Origin of the sequence: Rhodanobacter umsongensis (assembly GCF_042654965.1) — a bacterium.
GTDB classification, from domain to species: domain Bacteria; phylum Pseudomonadota; class Gammaproteobacteria; order Xanthomonadales; family Rhodanobacteraceae; genus Rhodanobacter; species Rhodanobacter umsongensis.
This window is the reverse complement of the sequence record NZ_JBHSMK010000003.1, coordinates 1-17951: the sequence shown is the minus strand read 5'-3', so window position 1 is coordinate 17951 and position 17951 is coordinate 1. Positions and strand designations below refer to the sequence as shown.

Here is a 17951-nt window from a genome sequence, read left to right as displayed (position 1 = left end):
CTGCCGCGCCCTCAAGGCACGCCACGCCTGAGATACCACTGGGCCGCGCCGAGCACGCCGTTGCGCCCGTGTTCGGTGACCCACACCGGAACCCGCGAAAGGAATGCGTGCACGCTGCGTCCGTGCAGGAACCGCTTTTCGAAAGCGCTGCGCTCGAGCAACGTGAACATGGAATGCAGGAAGCCACCCGCCAGATACACGCCGCCTGTGGTCATGAAGATCATCGCGAGGCTGCCGGCGAAACTCCCGAGCGACCCGCAAAAAATCTCCATGGCTTCCACGGCCCGCGGGTCGCTGCAGGCCGCTGCCGCGACGGTGATCGCCTCGGGCGTTGCGAGCTCCGGCGTTTCACCGTGCAAGGCGCACAGCGCTGCATACAAGGTCAGCAGGCCGGGGCCCGACACGATGCGTTCGTACGCCACATAGCCGCCGTGCGGCGCCAGGTGGGCCAGAACCTCGCGTTCGCGAATCGAACCGGGGGCGAAATCCATCTGGCCGGCTTCCGTCGCCAGCACGTGGCCGCCTGCAGCGATGGGCAAACGCACGGCCGCGCCGAGGCCGGTTCCCGGTCCGATCACCAACACCGGGCCTTCGGCCTGAGCCGCCGGTCCGCACAGCAGGCGGGATGCGCCAACAGACCCGTTGCCGAGGGCGTATCCCAATGCCTCGAAGTCATTGAGGACGGCAACGTCGTCCCACCCCATCGCATGGCGCAGCTGCGCCAGATGGATCGGCCAGGGGGAGTTGTCGTTCAACACCTCGTCGCCTTTCACATGACCGGCGCAGGCGAGTACGCCGTGCCGCACGCTGGTCCGCACCTCGCTGTCGACGAATGATTGCAGCAGCTCCGCCAGCCCTTCGAACTCTGCACACGGGAGCTTGCGATAGGCGAGCACTTCGACCTGGCGCCCCTCGTCATGGCACGCCTGCATCAGCGCGACGCGGGCAAACGTGCCGCCAACATCCGCCGCCAGAAACGGCATCGCCGGGACGCGCACTGGTAGATCGGGATGGGGCATCGCCGGGTTCACTGTGTCTCCCCGCACCGGAACGGGTCTCAGATTGCGAGTCATTGTCACCGGTGTCAACTTGCAAAGCGGCACGCGTCTTATTGAGAACGGCGTGCTGTAATCATTTGATATGCAGGATGTATTTATTCGAAGTCCGGCAATGCCCTGGCGGACTACGCTGCGTCGCAATATTCCGGTCTGCGACACCAATCATCACGAATGAACGCGGGCAGACGCTTTCCCCCTTTCCGCCCGCTGCCCGCCTATCGCACTGGGTAATCGCACCGGTGCCGATTTGTCGGCCGGCCGATGGCCCCTGGCGCCAAGAGTGCACCCGCGCGTTCCACGAGCGACATTGGGGTCAGAACAGCGAGGTTTGTTCGCTTTGGCAGACCATAGTTTGTTTCTTTGATTGCTCTCCGATACAGACTTTGCTCGACGCATGAACTCATAGCCTGTTCGATGCTTTCGACCTGGAGCGAACCGCCACCGGGATATGGCGCTCCTACTCGCAGATCTGCGACACCCTTAATGTTCCGATGCTCGACAGAACTAGATTCGAAGCGGAACTTCGCAAGCTGCGAACCGCGCCATACGCATGTGTCCTCGAATCCACATCAGAGCGCAAACTCCACCGGTTTCGCGAATCCATGGTGAGGGGCTACGTGCGGATGGCAGCGGCATGTAAGAACATCCAGCTTGACGATCAGGCATTCGACGCACCACCCCAATCCCAGATTAGGACGCCGCGTATGTCTGGACGAAAGCGCTGGATCGATCCGGGTCGGTAGCTGCCCGACATTGGGATGGGCGGCTCCTGAGGGAGAGCCCGCAGCTCCCATTCTTTTATTCGACGTCTCGCCCAATCCGAGTAGCACGAACTGGTTTAAGGACAGAGCATCACGCCGCAATGCTGGTGCGGCAACGGCGGCCGATCGCGTAGGCCGCGGCTGCGCGGCCGGATCTGATCGCCCTAAGTCAATATGTCAGCGGCACTGCGTCAGGTGCCCACCTTTGCAGCTTGGCATGCACCTCCGCAATTTGAAGCGTGGCGATCATCTCGTCCGCTTCCGCGCGGCTGGCGAACTTGATCACGGCTTCGCCGGCGTCGGTGTCATACACCGTGAAACCGTCGGGCGCGGGATGGACTTCGAGCATGGCCGCCGCTCCAAAAAAAGCAGCGCCTGAATATCAGGCGCGAAGGGTTGAAGCTTTCGGGGGATGAAAGCCCCACCATGAAGAACGCCCCGGTTCATCGGTTCCGCCTGACCTTGTGATGTCGGCAATGCCAGACGTCCGGTCGGTTTGTTCCTGACTCACGGGGCACCCATAGTTTGTACGAGCGGCAGCCACGTGCTACATCGGCGGCAAGCGCCGGCGCGTGTAGGGGATTTCCTATACCGCTCCATTGCCGGCGATGAATGCGCGCCCAGATATGTCGGCGCGGTGTCCCAGCCGGTTATCTGCTTGCACCGGGTGTCCTTGCCTATCCGGATGCGTTCCTGCATATTCCACTCGAAACCGGCCACCCCTAACGATCCAAACCCGCCACCGGAAATGCTCTCAAACCGGCCACTTGTGACAGCCTGACAGCCGGCGATGCCGAAAGCGGTCAAGGCATGCTGCAAACCGCCAGCCAGTCGCTCAGTCAGACAAGCCCTTGCTCGCGTTCTTCACGGGTCAGCAGGCCATCGAGCGCGCGCCGGGTGCGCTTGCGATGATGGATCGCCTGCGTCTGTTCGTGCCCCTCGTCCACGATCAGCACGAGCAACGATTCAACAGTTCTTCGTCGATCTCGATGGCGGTGGTGGTCAGAAAGATCATCACTGGAAGGAGGCCATGCAGACCTTCCAGATCCTTTTCGGCGAGGAGCGCGTGCCTGTCGACGCATGACCCACTTCCTTCAACCGCAGTTACACAGTTGGACGCTTACCGATCATCAAATAGCTACCGAAACATGGCCACCAAATGAAAAGGCCGCCTTTGCAGGCGGCCCGCACTTCATCGCTGTTGTAGTTACTCGTCACTCTATATGCCGAAGGTGACCTTAGCCGCGTGTAAGCGTGAAAACCAACGTATTGAAATTGATTTCGCGTCCCGCATCAGTGCAGTGGTAGCGATAGCCATCATCGATCATTTCGATTCGCATGCCGGACTTCCATGTTTGGGACTCACGGCCTCGGCCTTCATCCCACACGTTGTAAACGTGCAGCCGACCTTCTTTGGAGCGACAGATAAACTTTGTTTGCGGTGGCGCGGTGTCCGCCCAAAGTGTGGCCTGTGGGTAGACGACACCATCGATTTCGATGCCTTCATCGCACCTAAGCCAAATGCCCTGCCGGAACGGTGACGACACAGACTCAAAGACGATCGTTATCTTTTCACCGTCATCCACAGGAATGACGTCCCACTTCACCACTTCGGAGTCACCGGCTTCACTGAAATATTTGCTCTTCAGCGGCGTCGCAGGAAACTGAAACTGGTTCTGGCCAATTGGCATTTTACTTCCCCGCACTAGGTGTCGGACCGTTGTAGTACCTATATGGATCAACCTCTGCGTGTTCCCATGGCCAAAGCGGCTGCAAGTTACTGGGATCATGCGTACCCCCATCACGCTGAGGGATCACGTGATGCAATTCCATTTGAACATTCAATTCATCATGTAATGGCGGCAATCCGCGCCACATGCGATCAAGGTTTGCTTGGCTATATTTGTAAGGGTTATTGCTGGCCTCATTCCGCCAATATGCGCGTCTTGCCGTGCTCCAGCTCTTTGGATTGACCGGACAGGTGCCTTCAGCAGCCTCCTGCTCTTGTTCCGTGGCAGGAACCCACTGAGGCTGAGGCATAAGCTTGGGTGCAAACGCTTCCTGCAAGCGATTCCGCTCATAGTCGCTTATCTCAGCAATATCATCCTCTTGAAGACCAAGTGAATCGACATAGCTCAGCGGATTGTTTCCGACCGCCGCATACGTGCTGATACCCCCGGCTAGACCGATCGGATCGCTTTGCAAGAAACGCCACGTGTTCGGCTCGCGGGTGCGATAGCCGTTGCTGTTCAACCCTGTCTCAGCGTCGTAGTACTCGCCAGCGGATCGTAGATTCAGCACATAACCTGTCGACGACGTGGGCTGCAGTTCTTCAAACGCATTCCCCGCATAGGCCCACGACCAGATCACCGCGCCGGTGCCGTCGGTCACCACCCGCGGCGTATCCAGCTGATCGGCCGTCACGTGGTTGACCGTACTGGTCGTAACGCTGCCATTGATCGTGTTGTCGATCACCGCGACAGGGATGTCACCCAGCCAGATGTAGTCACGGTTGCTGGTGCCGTACTCGCCGATCAGCTGACTCGCTTCGTTGTAGGCGTAACGCTCGGTGACTGCCTGTGGGAAGGTGGCCACCTTGCCGATGCGCTGCCCGAGGGCGTTGTAGGTATAGGTACCCACGGTCTGGCCGTTGCGCTGCGCTACGGTCAGCCGGTTGCGTCCGTTGTAGCCGAAGCCGAAGGTCTCGCCACCGATCACGCTTCCGGTGGTGTTGCCGTTGGCGTCATTGGCGCGCGGGGCGTTGCCAACGCTGGCGAGCTGGTGCGTCCCGGTGGTGTAGAGATATGCGCCCGTGGCTAGGCCCGGTGCCGTCTTGCTGAGCCGGTCGCCGGTCGGATTGTAGGTGTAGCTTTCCAATGCAGTGCCGGCATCGCTGATGCCGTTGAGTCGATTCAGCGGATCGTAGCTGTAGGTCTCGGTGGCCGGATTGGCGCTGGGAGCATTGCCCAACGCGATGATATTGCCCATGGCGTCACGAGCAAAATGCAGGTTGAGTGCCGGGCTGGTGAGATCGGTCACGCGATAGTTGGCGTCATAGATGCGCGTCACTGTCTGACCGTTGCCCAGCTTGTAGCTGCTGATTGGCCCGAACGGCAGCCAGGTGATGGCGCTGACCACGGTGGGCGAGGCGGAAGTGGTGCCGCTGGGCGTGACCTTGACACTGCTGACCAGACCATCACTGTTGTACGCATACGTGGTGAGCGTGTGATCCGGCGCGCTTACCGTGCTCAGTCGGTCGGCGACCGTGTAGGTGTACTTGGTGGTATCAGTCTGGCTCGGCGTGACTTGCTGTTTCTGGATCACGTTGCCGCGGCTGTCATAGCAGAACACCGTGGTGACGCCGCTTTCGACCACGCGGGTCAGCCGGTCCTTCGGCTTGGAGCTGGTGCAGCCGGTGACCGTATTGGCTTCGTCGTAGGTGTAGGCGACGTTGAGCGTGGTGTCGGCGTAACTGGTGGTGCGGCGACGATTGAGCGCGTCATAGGTCGACGTGCTGACGATTCCCTTCGCATCCGTGTGGGTGAGCCGATTGCCGGCCGCATCGTAGGTATCGCTGCTGGTGCCGGTGTCGGGGCTTTGCAGCTCCGTGCGATTGCTCAACCCATCGTAGGTATAGAGCGTGTTGAGCCCGCTGCCGTCCGCTACACCGTCCAGACGATCCAGCGCGTCATGGTCGAACGCGGTCTGCGTGTTCTGGGTCGCCGGGTCGGCGCCGTTGTAATTGGCGATCGTGCTGTTCAGCCGGTTCAGGGCATCGAAGCTCAGCTGATGCTGGAAACCCAGCGCATCGGCACTATGCACGAGATTCCCGTTTCCATCGTAACTGTCGCTGTAGCCGCCGTTGAACATGGTATGGCTGAGACCGTCGACGATGGCCGTGATCTGGCCCAGCGCGTTGTAACTACGCGACAGACTGCGCACCACGGTGCCGGTCGCCGTGCGCGTCTGTTCACTGGTCTTGTTGCCGGCGGCATCTAGAGTGTAGTGAATGACGTTGCCCTGCGCATCGGTGATATCGGTCAGACGATGGGCGGCATCGTAGGTGAAGGTAGTGGTGATCCCACTGGGGTCTTTGACGGAGGTCACGTCGCCCATCGCGTCGTAGCCGAACGTGGTGGTTGCACCGCCCTCGATGCGCGTGGCGAGCCAGCCGCGCGGCGTATAGGTCATGTCGGTGTTGACGCCGTTGGCGTCGGTGATCCGCGTCACACGGCCAGCGGCATCATAAGAGGTGTAGGTCGTGAGGTGACCCAGCGCATCCTTGATCCGATAGAGGTCGCCGGCCTGGTGGCAGGCCGAGCCGGGCGTGCCGCAGCCGGTGGCACTGCTGGTGAGGTAGTAGCTGTACGTGGTGGTCTGCGTGAGGTCAGTGCGCGGGCCTTTGACGGTCAGCGGCACACCGACAATCGGACACTGGGTGCCATTGACGGCGGTGCAGTAGGTGTACGTCCAGCGACGTACGCCAGCAGGCACGGTGCCGGTAGCAGCGCAGGTGTAGGACGCGGCGGCGGCTATCGCCGGATCGATCTCGCAACGTGCCAGCGGCTGACCGATGGTGTTGTAGACCCAGGCGGTCTTGGCGATCGTGTGGCCGCTGGCATCGAGCACCGTTCTCGTCAGTGGGACGCGCAGCGTGGTGTTCCAGGTGGTGTTCGTTGTGCGCTGATCAGCGCTTCCCGAACCAACGACCTGCTGATCCAGCAGGCCGTTGGTATCGTATTGTGTCGTGTTGAGGTTGTTGTTGAAGTCGGTCGCTGAAGCGGGGTAGCCGTTGGCATCATAGGTGCGCGTCTTCCACGGCTGCTCACACTGCGGGCCACACGGTTGATCGAGAGTGCTGCCCCGAATCAGCCCGTTCACCGTGGTGAAACCCATCGTGGCGCTGTGGCCGAGCGGGTATTGCACGGTCGACGTACCGTTGCTGTTGTAGGTGATCTGGGTGGTACCCACGCCGCTGGCAAAACTGGACGACGTCGCGCGACCGGCGCTGTCGTAGGTGGTGTTCTCGTAGCGTACGCCTGCCTCGTCCACGACGCCGGTCATCGCATTGGGCAGATTTGCACCACCGGTCAGCGAGGATTCGTTGTAAATGTACTGGCGCGTCTTGGTGTCAGGGTATTGGACCGAAAGCAGATTGCCCGTCGTATCGTAAGCGTAGTTCAGCGTGCCGCCGTCGGGCGAGGTAACCTGATGCACATGTCCGGTGCTGTCGTAAGTAAAGTTGAGCTGCCGACCCTTGGGGTCGGTGACTGTGAGCAGCAGGCCCGGTGAAGGCGCAACAGCAGGAGCGGTCAAGGTGGTGCTGTAGGTCAGCGTGATGCCCACGCCTGTTTCGTCCGTCACAGTCTGCAGCAAACCGCTGGCGTCATAGGTCTCGAAGTGACGCAACGCGGCGATGAACACCGTGTAGCCGGTCGCCACCCCTTGGGCATTGTCGGTTTCTAGCAGCGTGTCGGAAATGTCCGGGTCGGTGCTCCAAACACCGCTGGACTTGGTAAATGTTTCTTGCTTCCCGTCGGGGCGGAACAGCACCGCCAGGTTGGGTTGAAGCGGTGTCTCTGGCGTGGAACTTGCGTTCGACAGTTGTAGCGTACGATCAAAGCTATGCCTCCACAATGACCCTACAGATGTGGATGTGACACTTCCTGCACTGTTATAAAACCGACGGAATGTCAGCCAACCGCCGCTGGGGTAGTCGTCTTCCTGGAGAAATTTGTTCCCTGTAGACGTATTGATGGGGTCGCCCGCCATGGGAGTACCCTGATTGCTTGGCGCCAGATTTGCGTCACATGCGCAATCGGACGAAGCGGCAGTTCCTCCCGATCCACTTCCGCCACCGCCTCCCGCGTAACCTTCACCTCCATCATTTCCGGCACCATCACCGACATTTCTAGCTGGATCATACAAATACTCCGTCCAAGCGTAGATGGGTTCATCATCGCCGCATATAGTAAGCAATGGCCTTACATGTACTACAGCAATAAGATTAGTTGGGGAGCCGTTACCTACTATCGTTACTGAATAAGAGCATGGTTGTGGGTAGCCTGGCGCCATCTTCGGCGCCCAATGCCCAAAGAAATCTGCAGCTGCGGCACTGACGGAAGTATCCAAAAGGATACCTTCCCATTGATTGTAGGTATAGAAAGGTGCGCCGTACCAAGGTCCACTCGAATTGTTCGCACTTGCTTTCAGTTTTGGCACTCGCAGTCCGGCGGCGGGCGGGCTGCTCGTCGGAAAAGCTGACGCAACACCACATACGCTGATGCACAACACCAGCAACACGCACCGAACGAAGTCCATTTGATTCCCCTGTGACGTGGATTGCTGCGTGGATGGAATGATTCCCCGCAATCGAAACTGCCCCAACGTCATGCGTTATAGCAAATCCTGGTGACGCTTGCTGCGACCTGTGCCGTAAGGGTTTTCCTACGGCAGATCGTGAGATCGCTATTCGCAGTCATTCCAGCGATGGCCAACGTTCTTCAGGATCATCCCAAAAGGCAAAGACATCCGCCTGGAAGGAGCGCTTGGCCCGGCGTCGGTGCTGTAGGCGAGTGCCTTGACCCGCACGAGCTCATTGCGCAGAAAAGCGTTGTACCGCGTTGGGTCAGCCTGGAGCGCGGGCGTGGCGGCGGTCGGTAGCCGCAGAGCGTGTGATCAAAGAGGTCGGAATACGCCATCGCATTCTGCTGGAGAGTGCATGCCTCGCCGGTGGCGGTTTACTCGACACGCTTGCTTCGGAGCGAGTCACCCTTCAGTTCAACTATAATGGCACCACTCAGCAGGCGATCAAGAATCGCATCGGCTACGGTGGGATTCCCGCCACTCAGATAGTCGTGCCAACGACTCACGGGATATTGGCTGGTCATCACCGTCGAGTGAATGCCGATCCGTGCGTCCACCACTTCGAGTAGATACTCGCGATATTCGGGTAGGAACGTGTCGGATGAGCCAAGGTCATCAAGGATCAACAGGTCATAACGTGCCAGCGCGGCAATCTTGCGCTTGAAGCTTCCATCCGCTCGGGCGATCTTCAGGTCCTCCAGCATCATACTCAGACGCTGGAACAACACGGAGTAACCTTTCCGACACGCTTGGTGACCGAACGCGCATGCCAGCCAGGTTTTGCCGGTGCCCGTTGCACCGGTCATGACCAGGTTCTGACCTTTGGCAATCCAGGTACACGTGCGAAGGTTTTCCACCGTCGAGGACTTGAGGTTGCGCTCGGGCGACTGGATGACTTGATCGACGCTGGCCGGAACATGGAACTTGGCTTGGCGAAGGAGTCGTTGCAGCCGGGCGTTATCCCGGTAGGTGGTCTCAGCATCTACCACCATGCCGAAGCGTTCTTCAAAGCCGAGGGACTGGGCGTGGGCGCTGGCGAGCTGGTCTTCGAAGGCCTGGGCCATGCCATGCAATTTCAACTGGAAAAGTTTCTGGGTGGTCTGGGTTGTTTGCATATTAAAGAGGCCTTCTTATGGTGTTTGCTTGCTGTAGTAGCGCGGACCGCGCGTGTTTTCGTGGTCCCCGATGGGACTTACCTTCGAGGGCGAGATCGGCTCGTCGGGGACGCCCTCAAGGTTGGCTTTCAACACGTTGCGCAGGAAGCGCAGTTCATAGGCTTTGACGCGTATTGCCCGCCCGCACGCCAAGGCAAGCCGGTGGGTCTCGTAGCTGCTGGCCATTTTTTTCAGGCCCATGCAGAACCGATAGCGAAGCTGTCGATCGGCGACTTTCTCGAGCCCTGTGGCGAGGAACGCCGCCACATCGGGGTGCACACTCCGCGCCCAATCAAGGGACGCCTCCGCGGAGAAGTCCTGAAGGTGAGCATGCTTCGGGTCACGATGGGCCGGTTCGGTGGTGAACCCGCCCACGACATGGCTGCGGATATGACTGGCGACGCGACGGTTGCGGTGATTCACCTCGACCATTGCCGCGGTCAGGACGATCTCGACCTCTTCCCCGACCAGCGTATGCGGCACGCTGTAACCGTGGCGGTGTACCTCTACGTGGTAATCGGGGCCGACGCGGCGCTTGAAATACTGCTCGTGTTCGAAATGTCTGGTGGGCAGCGGATGGAGGGCTGGGCGGTCCACGGTTTCGAACAATTCACGCCGTGAAACGTCGAGTTTCTGATACTTCGTGTCATTCACGCGCTTGAGGTGGTTCTGGATGGCCCGGTTTAGCTCATCAAAACTCGTGAAGACGATGTTGCGCAATGGGAAAAGGATCGAGCGCGTGATGTGGTTGACCGAGCCTTCCGCTTTCGGCTTGTCCTTGGGCTTGCGTGCCCGGGCAGGAATGATCATCGTCCCGTAGTGGCGAGCCATGCTGGCATAGGCTTCGTGCAGCTCCGGCTCGTAGCGATCAGCATGCACCACCGCCGATTTCAGGTTGTCGCAGACGACCACGCGAGGCACGCCGCCGAAAAACTCGAACATCCGCACGTTGACCGCGATCCAGTCCTCGACCTTTTGACTGGGGATGGCCTCGGCATAGACGTAACCGGAGGCACCGAGACATCCAACAAAGATCTGGGCTGAGCGCTTCTCGCCTGTTTTGAGATCATGGATCTGGACGGTAGCCCCGGCAAAATCCACGAAGACACGATCACCACCCTCGTACCGTTGACGCATCGAACGATCGAGCGTTTTGGCGTACTCCCGGTGACGCTGACAAAACAGGCTGTAGGCCATACCCTCGGGATGTTCTTCGAGATACTCCAGATGCAGCTGTTTGAGCGTGGCCCCTTTTCGCCGCAACTCCTTCTCGATATAGGCCCAGTCCGGCTCGGCCAATTTCCTGCGCGCCTGATCCGGGCGCTTTTCCGGAAAGAGATGCGTCTCGAGAACCGCGTCGTCCCAATCCTCTGGCAAGGGCCATGTCAGATTCGCCAGCTTCGCCCGTGCCAGATAGGCACTGACGGAATCACGTGAGACATCGGTCCGACGGGCAATTTCCCGCAGGCTGTACTTGAACTCGTAGGCGAGGCGAAGTACCTCGCGAACATTACGCATGGCCATTCTCCGATTGCACATACTAGTATCCGCTAGACTATACGGATCAAATGGGTCAGGCGGTCAAGGTGCGCAGAAGAAGCGCCCTTATCAGGTGATCGCGCACGACAGTCGGCTCGTGTTCGGACGAAATCGGTTCCCGGCCAACCCGGACCGCCCCTGACTCAGTGGAGAGAACGCCCAGTTCCTGCGGTACAGATGTCACTTCAGGCTTCTCCGCGCCAAGGATAACAACCCAGGCTCGATCAACGGCTTGCGCCAACTGTGCATGAAAAGGTCGCGGCAGTTGATCCAACGATCGATGAGTCACACCGTGAAGCTCCGGAACATCCATCTTCTTCGGCTTTACAAACACCACCGCATCAAGGCCGATGTCCCGGAAATGAGCCGGTAGTAAGGGATGATCCATTGGAAAGACTCCGTAGTAGCTGGCATCAGGGTGTCCCGTCCATGCTGGACCCGCTTTGCGAAGCGCCATGATGCTGTCCGCTTCTGCCCGGCCATCGCGCTGACCAGGATCGCGCTCATCGAAACACGGCGCTTCTGCGTTGCGGCCTCGTGCCGTCCGACCTTTCAACACGGGCCGATACGTCTCCCAAATCGCCCGCAAGTCACCGCGGGCAATCTTGCCCTCCAGCGCCTTGAACTCGATGTCCTCAATGAGTTCGGGCGGAGCAATGCGGCAGATCTTCGCCAGCAACTCCAGCGACTCTGAAGAGACTGCGGGTGGCAGCTGTGGTAGGTCGGGCAATGCAATGCCCCTTTTCACCAAGGAGGCGGCTCGAACTCGATAAAACCGCCCGGATGAAATACATCGCCACAACGATGCCTCCGTCCGAGAAAGACGCTTGGCACACTGCTTTACCCATTCGGTAAAGGATGCCGCCTCAGTGATCCACGTCTGTCGCGCTTTGACGTCCAGCAGATAGGCAGCCAGCTGCCCCCACGTGTTCAGGCTGCCTTCGATAGAGGCTGGGGCGGTGGGTCTCGGAATCTGGGTAGCAGGGGACATGTCAGCAGAATACTAACTCTAGCGGAGGTTAGCAATGTTCGCTAGACTACCTACCGTCGAGAGCTGCCATGTCAGAACAGGCGATGCACCATCCTGCACCATCCTGCACCGTGAGCATCGAGAGTATGAGCATCATCCCATCGCTTCCAGCATTACAGATTTGACATCAGAGAGACTGTCTGCGGTCGCGGTGACCGGCCGGCTTGAGGACATTTCTGGTGGTCGACTTGAGAGCATTCTGGGTGGCGGGTTTGAGAGTGTTACAGATGGCCGGCTTGAGAGCATTTCGGGTGGCCGGCTTGAGAGTGGAATCGGTGGCGGGTTTGAGCGGAATACACAGTTCCCACACTCATAGCTCGCGCATATCAAACAAAGCTGCCGATCGCGATACCGCACCGGGCCTTCAGATGAGCAAGCGCACCGGCCGTGCCTTCGAGCGTGACCGTGCTTTTGGCAGGCCCCGCCGAACACGTTGCGCACCTGATCCGGCGGCACGGCACATGGCCGCCAGGTCGGCCAGCAGACCGTAGGAGAGAACTTGTGCGGGGTTCTCTGCGAGCCATGGGCTACGCCGTCACTTGGTGGTCGCAGTACGGCCGCTCACGGTTGTTCAGGATCGCTATCTGCGCCGGAAGGTTCTTGGATTCGGATTTAACTGGGGCACTTTTCAGCTGTGGCGATGGCGTCGACTATCTACGGCTCAGCTGCGGCTTGGCACCGCGTGGGTGGCTGGACAGGGCCATGGAAGGAGCTCGGAAAGCTGTCGGCGCACGCATGAAAACGCCCTGCCCATGACACCGGGCGCTAGCGGCTGCGCGCCTGCGCCACCAGGTGCACGGCTAGCCCGGCGAGCACCGTGCCCATGAACCATCGCTGCAGCAGCAACCAGCGCGGCCGGCTGGCGAGGAAACCCGCCATCGATCCGGCCAGCAGGATCGCCGCGCCGTTGACCAACATGCTGATGCAGATCTGGATCGCGCACAGCACCAGCGACTGCGTCAGCACCCGGCCGGCGGCCAGATCAATGAACTGCGGCAGCAGCGACAGGTACAACAAGGCGGCCTTCGGATTGAGCAGGTTGGTCATGAAGCCCATCGCGACCAGCTTGCGCGGCGAATCCTGCGGCAGCTCGCGTACCGCAAAGGGCGAACGACCGCCCGGCTTCAGCGCCTGCCAGGCCAGGTAGGCCAGGTACAGCGCACCGCCGAACCGCAACGCGTCGTAGGCGATCGGCACCGTGAACAGCAGCGCGGTCAAGCCCAGCGCCGAACACAACGCGTACACGACGAAGCCGAGCGCGGTGCCCGACAACGAGGTGAGTCCGGCGGACGCTCCCTGGCTGATCGAGCGCGAGACGAGGTAGATCATGTTCGGACCAGGCGTGACCGCCAGTCCCAGGCAAAGCAGGGCGAACGCTAGCGTGGCGTGGGCCGTAGGCATCGGTGTGGCTCGATGGAAGGGGGCGATAGTTTCGCAGATTCATTCGAGCAGGCAGCGGGCTGGCCCTGTTTTCGTTCCGTAATCGGCGAGGGAACGCCGACAGAACGGCCCAAGTTCTACGGGGTGGACCGGAAGATACTCAAGCTCGTGGCGTTTTGTGCACGACTGGACAGAACTCCATAGTCCGTACCGATTAACGCCTCCATAGTCTGTGCCTTGGACAGGACGCGGCCACAGACTATGCGTTCTGCCAGGACGCATAGTCTGTGCATATGATTTTGAGTCAATGGGTTACGCCTAGCGTAAATTCGGAAAAACTACCCGATACAGCCCCATAGTGCGTGCAATCGAATGCCGAGGGGGTATGCACGCTCGCTCTGTACCAAAGAAACGAGCAAGGCCGGCTACGCAGGAAGATGAAGCTCGGCGCAAAAGAATCGACACCAAGTCACAGCGTCTTGAGGAATGCCAGTAGATCGTTCCTTTCCTCGATGGTCAGACCCACGGGCCGACCACTATCCAAGCTCCGGTAGTAAACCTCCCGATCGATGGCTTCGCCGAGGGTCTTGACGCTGCCATCGTGCATGTACGGAGCTGTAAGTGCTACACCACGCAGTGACGGTGTCCGAAACTTCGCGATATCGGACACCTCGTGTGTCACATTGAAACGGCCCAGCTGCGCTTCTTCGGCATGAGTTGCCACGCGATTGCCAAGGACCGCGCCATGCAACGAGCGTTCGATGACGCCAGAAGTGAGCTTGGGCAGGTCGTACTGAACGTCACTGAACCCAACACCCGTGCGATGAAAGGTGTGGTCGGTCAGGGCTGAGGTGCCATTCAGTAGATGGCACTGCGAACATCGCCCTTTATTGCTGAATATCGCCAGTCCCCGTTGCGACTGAGCACTCAGCGCGGTGGGGTCGCGTCCGCTTGCATAGCGATCAAAGGGGCTGATGGGACGATCCACCGACTGCACGTAGGCAGACAGAGCCAGCGCGATCTCCGCCAGTTCCTGAGATCCCCCATCACGAGGCGCTGCATCCTTGAAATAATTTCGATAGACAGGAATCTGTCCCATCTTATCCAGCAATATCCGAGGGTCGTCCAATCCCATTTCCACGGGATTGGTGAAGGGGTCCATGACTGCTTGGTCAAGACGGTTGCGACGTCCATCCCAGAAAAATGTTGAGCCGGCTGAAAGGCTACTACTGGACAAACTCGGTGTATTGCGTGTACCAGCTCTTCCACCCACACCGATGGCGACACGTCGCCCATCCGAAAAATTCTTCGCAGGGATATGGCAGGAGGCGCAACTGACCGTTCCGTCCGAACTCAGTCGCGTATCGTTGAAAAGCTCCTGGCCTAGTGCCATGAGAGAAGATGGAGCAGATGGCGTCTGCACCGCTGCTTGGGCTTTTGGGGGCACGGCATTGGTGGAGCCCGCTAATGGCACCCCCAACGCCAAGATCACAAACGGCCACTGCCGCGCGCACCATTGAAAGATTTGCACGGGCATCTTTACGCGCACTGTTGCTGCGTGAAGTCGTTCGAGCCCTGTCAGCGACATCGGCCTTACATCGTGACAACCCGAAGCGCGGCATCAGTAGGCTCAAACGCCTTTGTGAGAGCCTTTTCTTGTGTTGCATCGCTCACGATCAAGACAACGACGCCTCGGAGTACATGGGCTTTGAGCGTCTTGGACAGCGTCATGGCGAACTGGTTGGTCTGTTGAGCATCCGGCCCTCCCATCACGAGCAGTGATCCGGAAATCACGATTGGACCGACCGCGAACGCAACGGACTGGACTTCATTCTTGCGTTGCGCCGTCGCGGCGGCACTTTCCCCGCCAGGGATCAGATAAATATAGGGATGACCCTGGACATCCTTGCCATGCACTTTGCCCTGCTCGGAAAGATAGGTTCGCCACGCGTTGTCATCTGCCGTCGCCGCTGGCTTGAGCGGTCCTGTGGCACGCGCCGCGGCAGCTGGAGGTGCACTTGAGGTCGGGTGACTGCAGCCAGCAACCGCGGCGCCCATGATGCTCACCCACAACACGAATCCAGATTTGGTCACAATGGCTTCCCTTTAATGAGTCTACTTTTACAAATTACTTCAATTGCAAGCAGGTCACAATCCGAACGAGTCCGTTGGGGTCGCGTGGATTTCGCATTGAAGTCAAGCGCGTCGATATGTCTTCTTTTGTGATGCTGGTTGCAAAAACGGAAATTACGTAACGTATAGTGATCGATAGGTGGTTCTGTTCCTTATTGGGACAGAAGGTGGGTAGGGACGGGTTGGTCGCGGGATCAACACAAGGGGATGTGCGTATGGAGTCGCGGGGGAGTCGCGCCACAGGCGCGGGCATAACGGGACAAGCCAAAACACAGACCCGCGCCAACACGTCGCGCTGGCATATGACTGTACGCTACTTGTTCTGGGGCGCATTGCTAAGTCTCGGTGTAGCCCAAGCCACCAGTTACGTCTATGACGCCAACGGTCGTGTGGTCGCCGTCACTCAGACCAATGGATCCAGCGCGCAATACACCTACGATGCGATGGGCAACCTGCTTCAGGTGAGCCAAGTTCCGACGGGAAAGCTGTCGATCTTTTCCTTTACACCCACGCATGGTACGGCCGGCACATCGGTCACTCTCAACGGACAGGGCTTCAGCAGTACGCTGGCCTCTGATGCGGTCAGTTTCAATGGCACGGCGGCGACCGTAACGTCAGCCACGACCACCCAACTCGTGACTATGGTGCCTCCTGGCACGAGTACCGGACCTATCGAGTTAACTGTGGGTGGTCAAACCGCCACGAGTTCCTCGCCTTTTGTCGTCGACGGTACTGGCTTGCCGCCGCTTATCGGCAGTGTCAGTCCCACCGTCGCAGCGGTAGGCGATACCGTGGCGGTGACCGGCATGCATTTGAAACCTTTGCCGGACAAAACGAACGTCTATTTAGGCGGCCGTACGGTTCAGCCGTCGGCTGTCACCGACGCTCAACTCCAATTCACTGTTACCAGTACAGCGACCAGCGGTCACGTCGCCGTACAGACCCCTTACGGTCAAGCCATAAGCGCGCAATCCGTCTGGGTTTTACCCAACGGTATTGCTGCGGCCAACGTGACCAGCTCCGGGTATGCAACCGTTGATCAGTCTTCGACCACCCTGAACATTGGGGTGGCTGGGCAATTCGGTGCGGTCCTATTCGATGCAACTAGTGGCAGTTGGCTAAGTCTGCAAGCCAGCGCCATCACGACAACAGCAAGTACGATCAGCTACAGCGTTTATGCGCCAGGCAATCGGCTGATCGCGCAAGGCGCGGTGTCGGCGGCGTCTCCGTCTATCCATTTGCCTCGGCTTCCGGTCAGCGGCACGTATATAGCAGTCTTTCAACCCAACACCGCTGGCGCCCAGCTGACTGTAGGTGTGCAGTCGAACGCCACGCTCATGACCAGCGTGCCGACCACAGTGACCACCACCACGCCGGGGCAAAGCAGGCGGGTGTTGTTCCCGGCGACGGTTGGCCAGACGCTCGCCTTCAACATCCTGGGCGCGACGACGGTACCTTCCGGCCACGCCGTGACCTATACGGTTTACAGCCCGAATGGAGCAGGTTATACCTCGGGTACGACGGCTGGCGCCGGATTGATCAATCTGGGTAACTTGCCGACCGCGGGGATCTATCAGATCGTGATCGCACCGGGAACTGGGGTGACCGGAGCGATGCAGGTGGAAATGCTACCGGGGATCNGCGGGCCAGAACGTGTACCTGTCGTTCACGGCGACACAGGGGCAGAGCCTGGAGCTGACGTTGAACGGCGTGAGTGCGGTCGGATCCAGTAATAACGCATTCAATGTCTGGATCGGCAACGCGGCAGGGGCTCAGGTCGCGAACTTCACTTGCTATGCCGCCAATCCAGGCGCGAGCTGCACGCAACATCTGTGGTACCTGGCCGCGGGAACGTACTCGGTGGTGGCGGTGCCGGTCTGGGGCGGTAAACCCAGTTTCAACGCATTGCTGCAGCCGGACATAGCCGGCCCGGCGGTAGCCACGAACGGCACGACGAGCATCGCGCTAGGTGCGGGCCAGGTGGAGCGACTGACGTTCCATGCGAACGTGGGCGATACGGTGGCACTGCAAGTGGCGGGAGTGACGACGACACCGGCCGGTCAGGGTGTGGCGTTCCTGGTGTATCGACCGGATGCGGGCGCGATCACAGTAAACACGCCGGCGTACACCTCGTTCGGGCCGCTCTCGGCGCAGACGGTGAACTTGTCGGACCTGCCGGTGAGCGGCGACTACACGGTGATCGTGGCACCGAGCTACGGCTTGCCGGCCAGTGCGCAGTTTAGCGTGGTGTCGGATACAGCCGGGCCTCCACCGAGCTACGGGACGGGGACGCTGCCGACCGATGGATCATCTCAAAGTCATGTTGCCTCAGGGGCAGGCCAGAGCGTGACCCTCACCTTCAACGCGAACACGGGCGACAACCTGGAGTTGACGTTGAGCAACGTGGCGGTGGCGGGATCCTATTACGTAAGGGTCAATGTCTACAATGCGACGGGCGGCGATATGGCCGGCGGTGTCGTTTGTTACGCCACGGCCGGACCGAGCTGTCGGATTGCGCTGTGGAACCTGG

General features: G+C 59.6%; 12 protein-coding genes and 1 pseudogene. 2 read left to right on the top strand and 11 right to left on the bottom strand.

Going from position 1 to position 17951, the window contains the following annotated elements; genetic code table 11:
* Positions 1-11 precede the first annotated feature (11 nt).
* From ACFPME_RS05480 to ACFPME_RS05430, 11 genes are all read right to left on the bottom strand, one after another.
* Positions 12-1019, bottom strand: coding sequence for a glucokinase (locus ACFPME_RS05480; RefSeq protein WP_377302911.1), 1008 nt, complete (start codon positions 1017-1019; stop codon positions 12-14).
* 969 nt (positions 1020-1988) lie between these two features.
* On the bottom strand, positions 1989-2168 hold the full coding sequence (locus ACFPME_RS05475; protein WP_377302909.1) for a hypothetical protein: 180 nt from the start codon (positions 2166-2168) through the stop codon (positions 1989-1991).
* Positions 2169-2658: 490 nt separating this feature from the next.
* Positions 2659-2781, bottom strand: a complete 123-nt coding sequence (locus ACFPME_RS05470) for a hypothetical protein (protein ID WP_377302907.1) — start codon at positions 2779-2781, stop codon at positions 2659-2661.
* Between the two features lie 276 nt (positions 2782-3057).
* Complete coding sequence (locus ACFPME_RS05465; RefSeq protein ID WP_377302905.1) at positions 3058-3510, bottom strand: hypothetical protein; 453 nt, start codon at positions 3508-3510, stop codon at positions 3058-3060.
* Position 3511: 1 nt separating this feature from the next.
* Positions 3512-7591 (bottom strand): RHS repeat-associated core domain-containing protein, encoded by a 4080-nt coding sequence (locus tag ACFPME_RS05460; protein WP_377302903.1) that lies wholly within the window; start codon positions 7589-7591, stop codon positions 3512-3514.
* A 968-nt stretch (positions 7592-8559) separates the two neighbouring features.
* Positions 8560-9300: an IS21-like element helper ATPase IstB gene (gene istB, locus ACFPME_RS05455; protein WP_377302901.1), complete on the bottom strand. Its 741-nt coding sequence runs from the start codon at positions 9298-9300 to the stop codon at positions 8560-8562.
* 15 nt (positions 9301-9315) lie between these two features.
* Complete coding sequence (istA, locus tag ACFPME_RS05450; protein WP_377302899.1) at positions 9316-10857, bottom strand: IS21 family transposase; 1542 nt, start codon at positions 10855-10857, stop codon at positions 9316-9318.
* Between the two features lie 55 nt (positions 10858-10912).
* Complete coding sequence (locus ACFPME_RS05445) at positions 10913-11869, bottom strand: hypothetical protein (protein WP_377302897.1); 957 nt, start codon at positions 11867-11869, stop codon at positions 10913-10915.
* A gap of 804 nt (positions 11870-12673) precedes the next feature.
* Positions 12674-13309 carry a LysE family translocator gene (locus ACFPME_RS05440; protein WP_377302895.1) on the bottom strand — a complete coding sequence of 212 codons (636 nt, stop codon included), beginning with the start codon at positions 13307-13309 and terminating at the stop codon, positions 12674-12676.
* Between the two features lie 448 nt (positions 13310-13757).
* Positions 13758-14876 carry a cytochrome-c peroxidase gene (locus ACFPME_RS05435; protein WP_377302893.1) on the bottom strand — a complete coding sequence of 373 codons (1119 nt, stop codon included), beginning with the start codon at positions 14874-14876 and terminating at the stop codon, positions 13758-13760.
* A 5-nt stretch (positions 14877-14881) separates the two neighbouring features.
* Positions 14882-15355: a hypothetical protein gene (locus tag ACFPME_RS05430; protein WP_377302891.1), complete on the bottom strand. Its 474-nt coding sequence runs from the start codon at positions 15353-15355 to the stop codon at positions 14882-14884.
* Between the two features lie 281 nt (positions 15356-15636).
* Between ACFPME_RS05430 and ACFPME_RS05425 the strand changes: the two genes are divergently transcribed.
* Positions 15637-17154, top strand: coding sequence for an IPT/TIG domain-containing protein (locus ACFPME_RS05425; protein ID WP_465269168.1), 1518 nt, complete (start codon positions 15637-15639; stop codon positions 17152-17154).
* Positions 17123-17951 (top strand): annotated as a pseudogene (locus ACFPME_RS05420) (hypothetical protein); the annotation flags it as partial. The gene ACFPME_RS05425 and the pseudogene ACFPME_RS05420, both read left to right, overlap by 32 nt.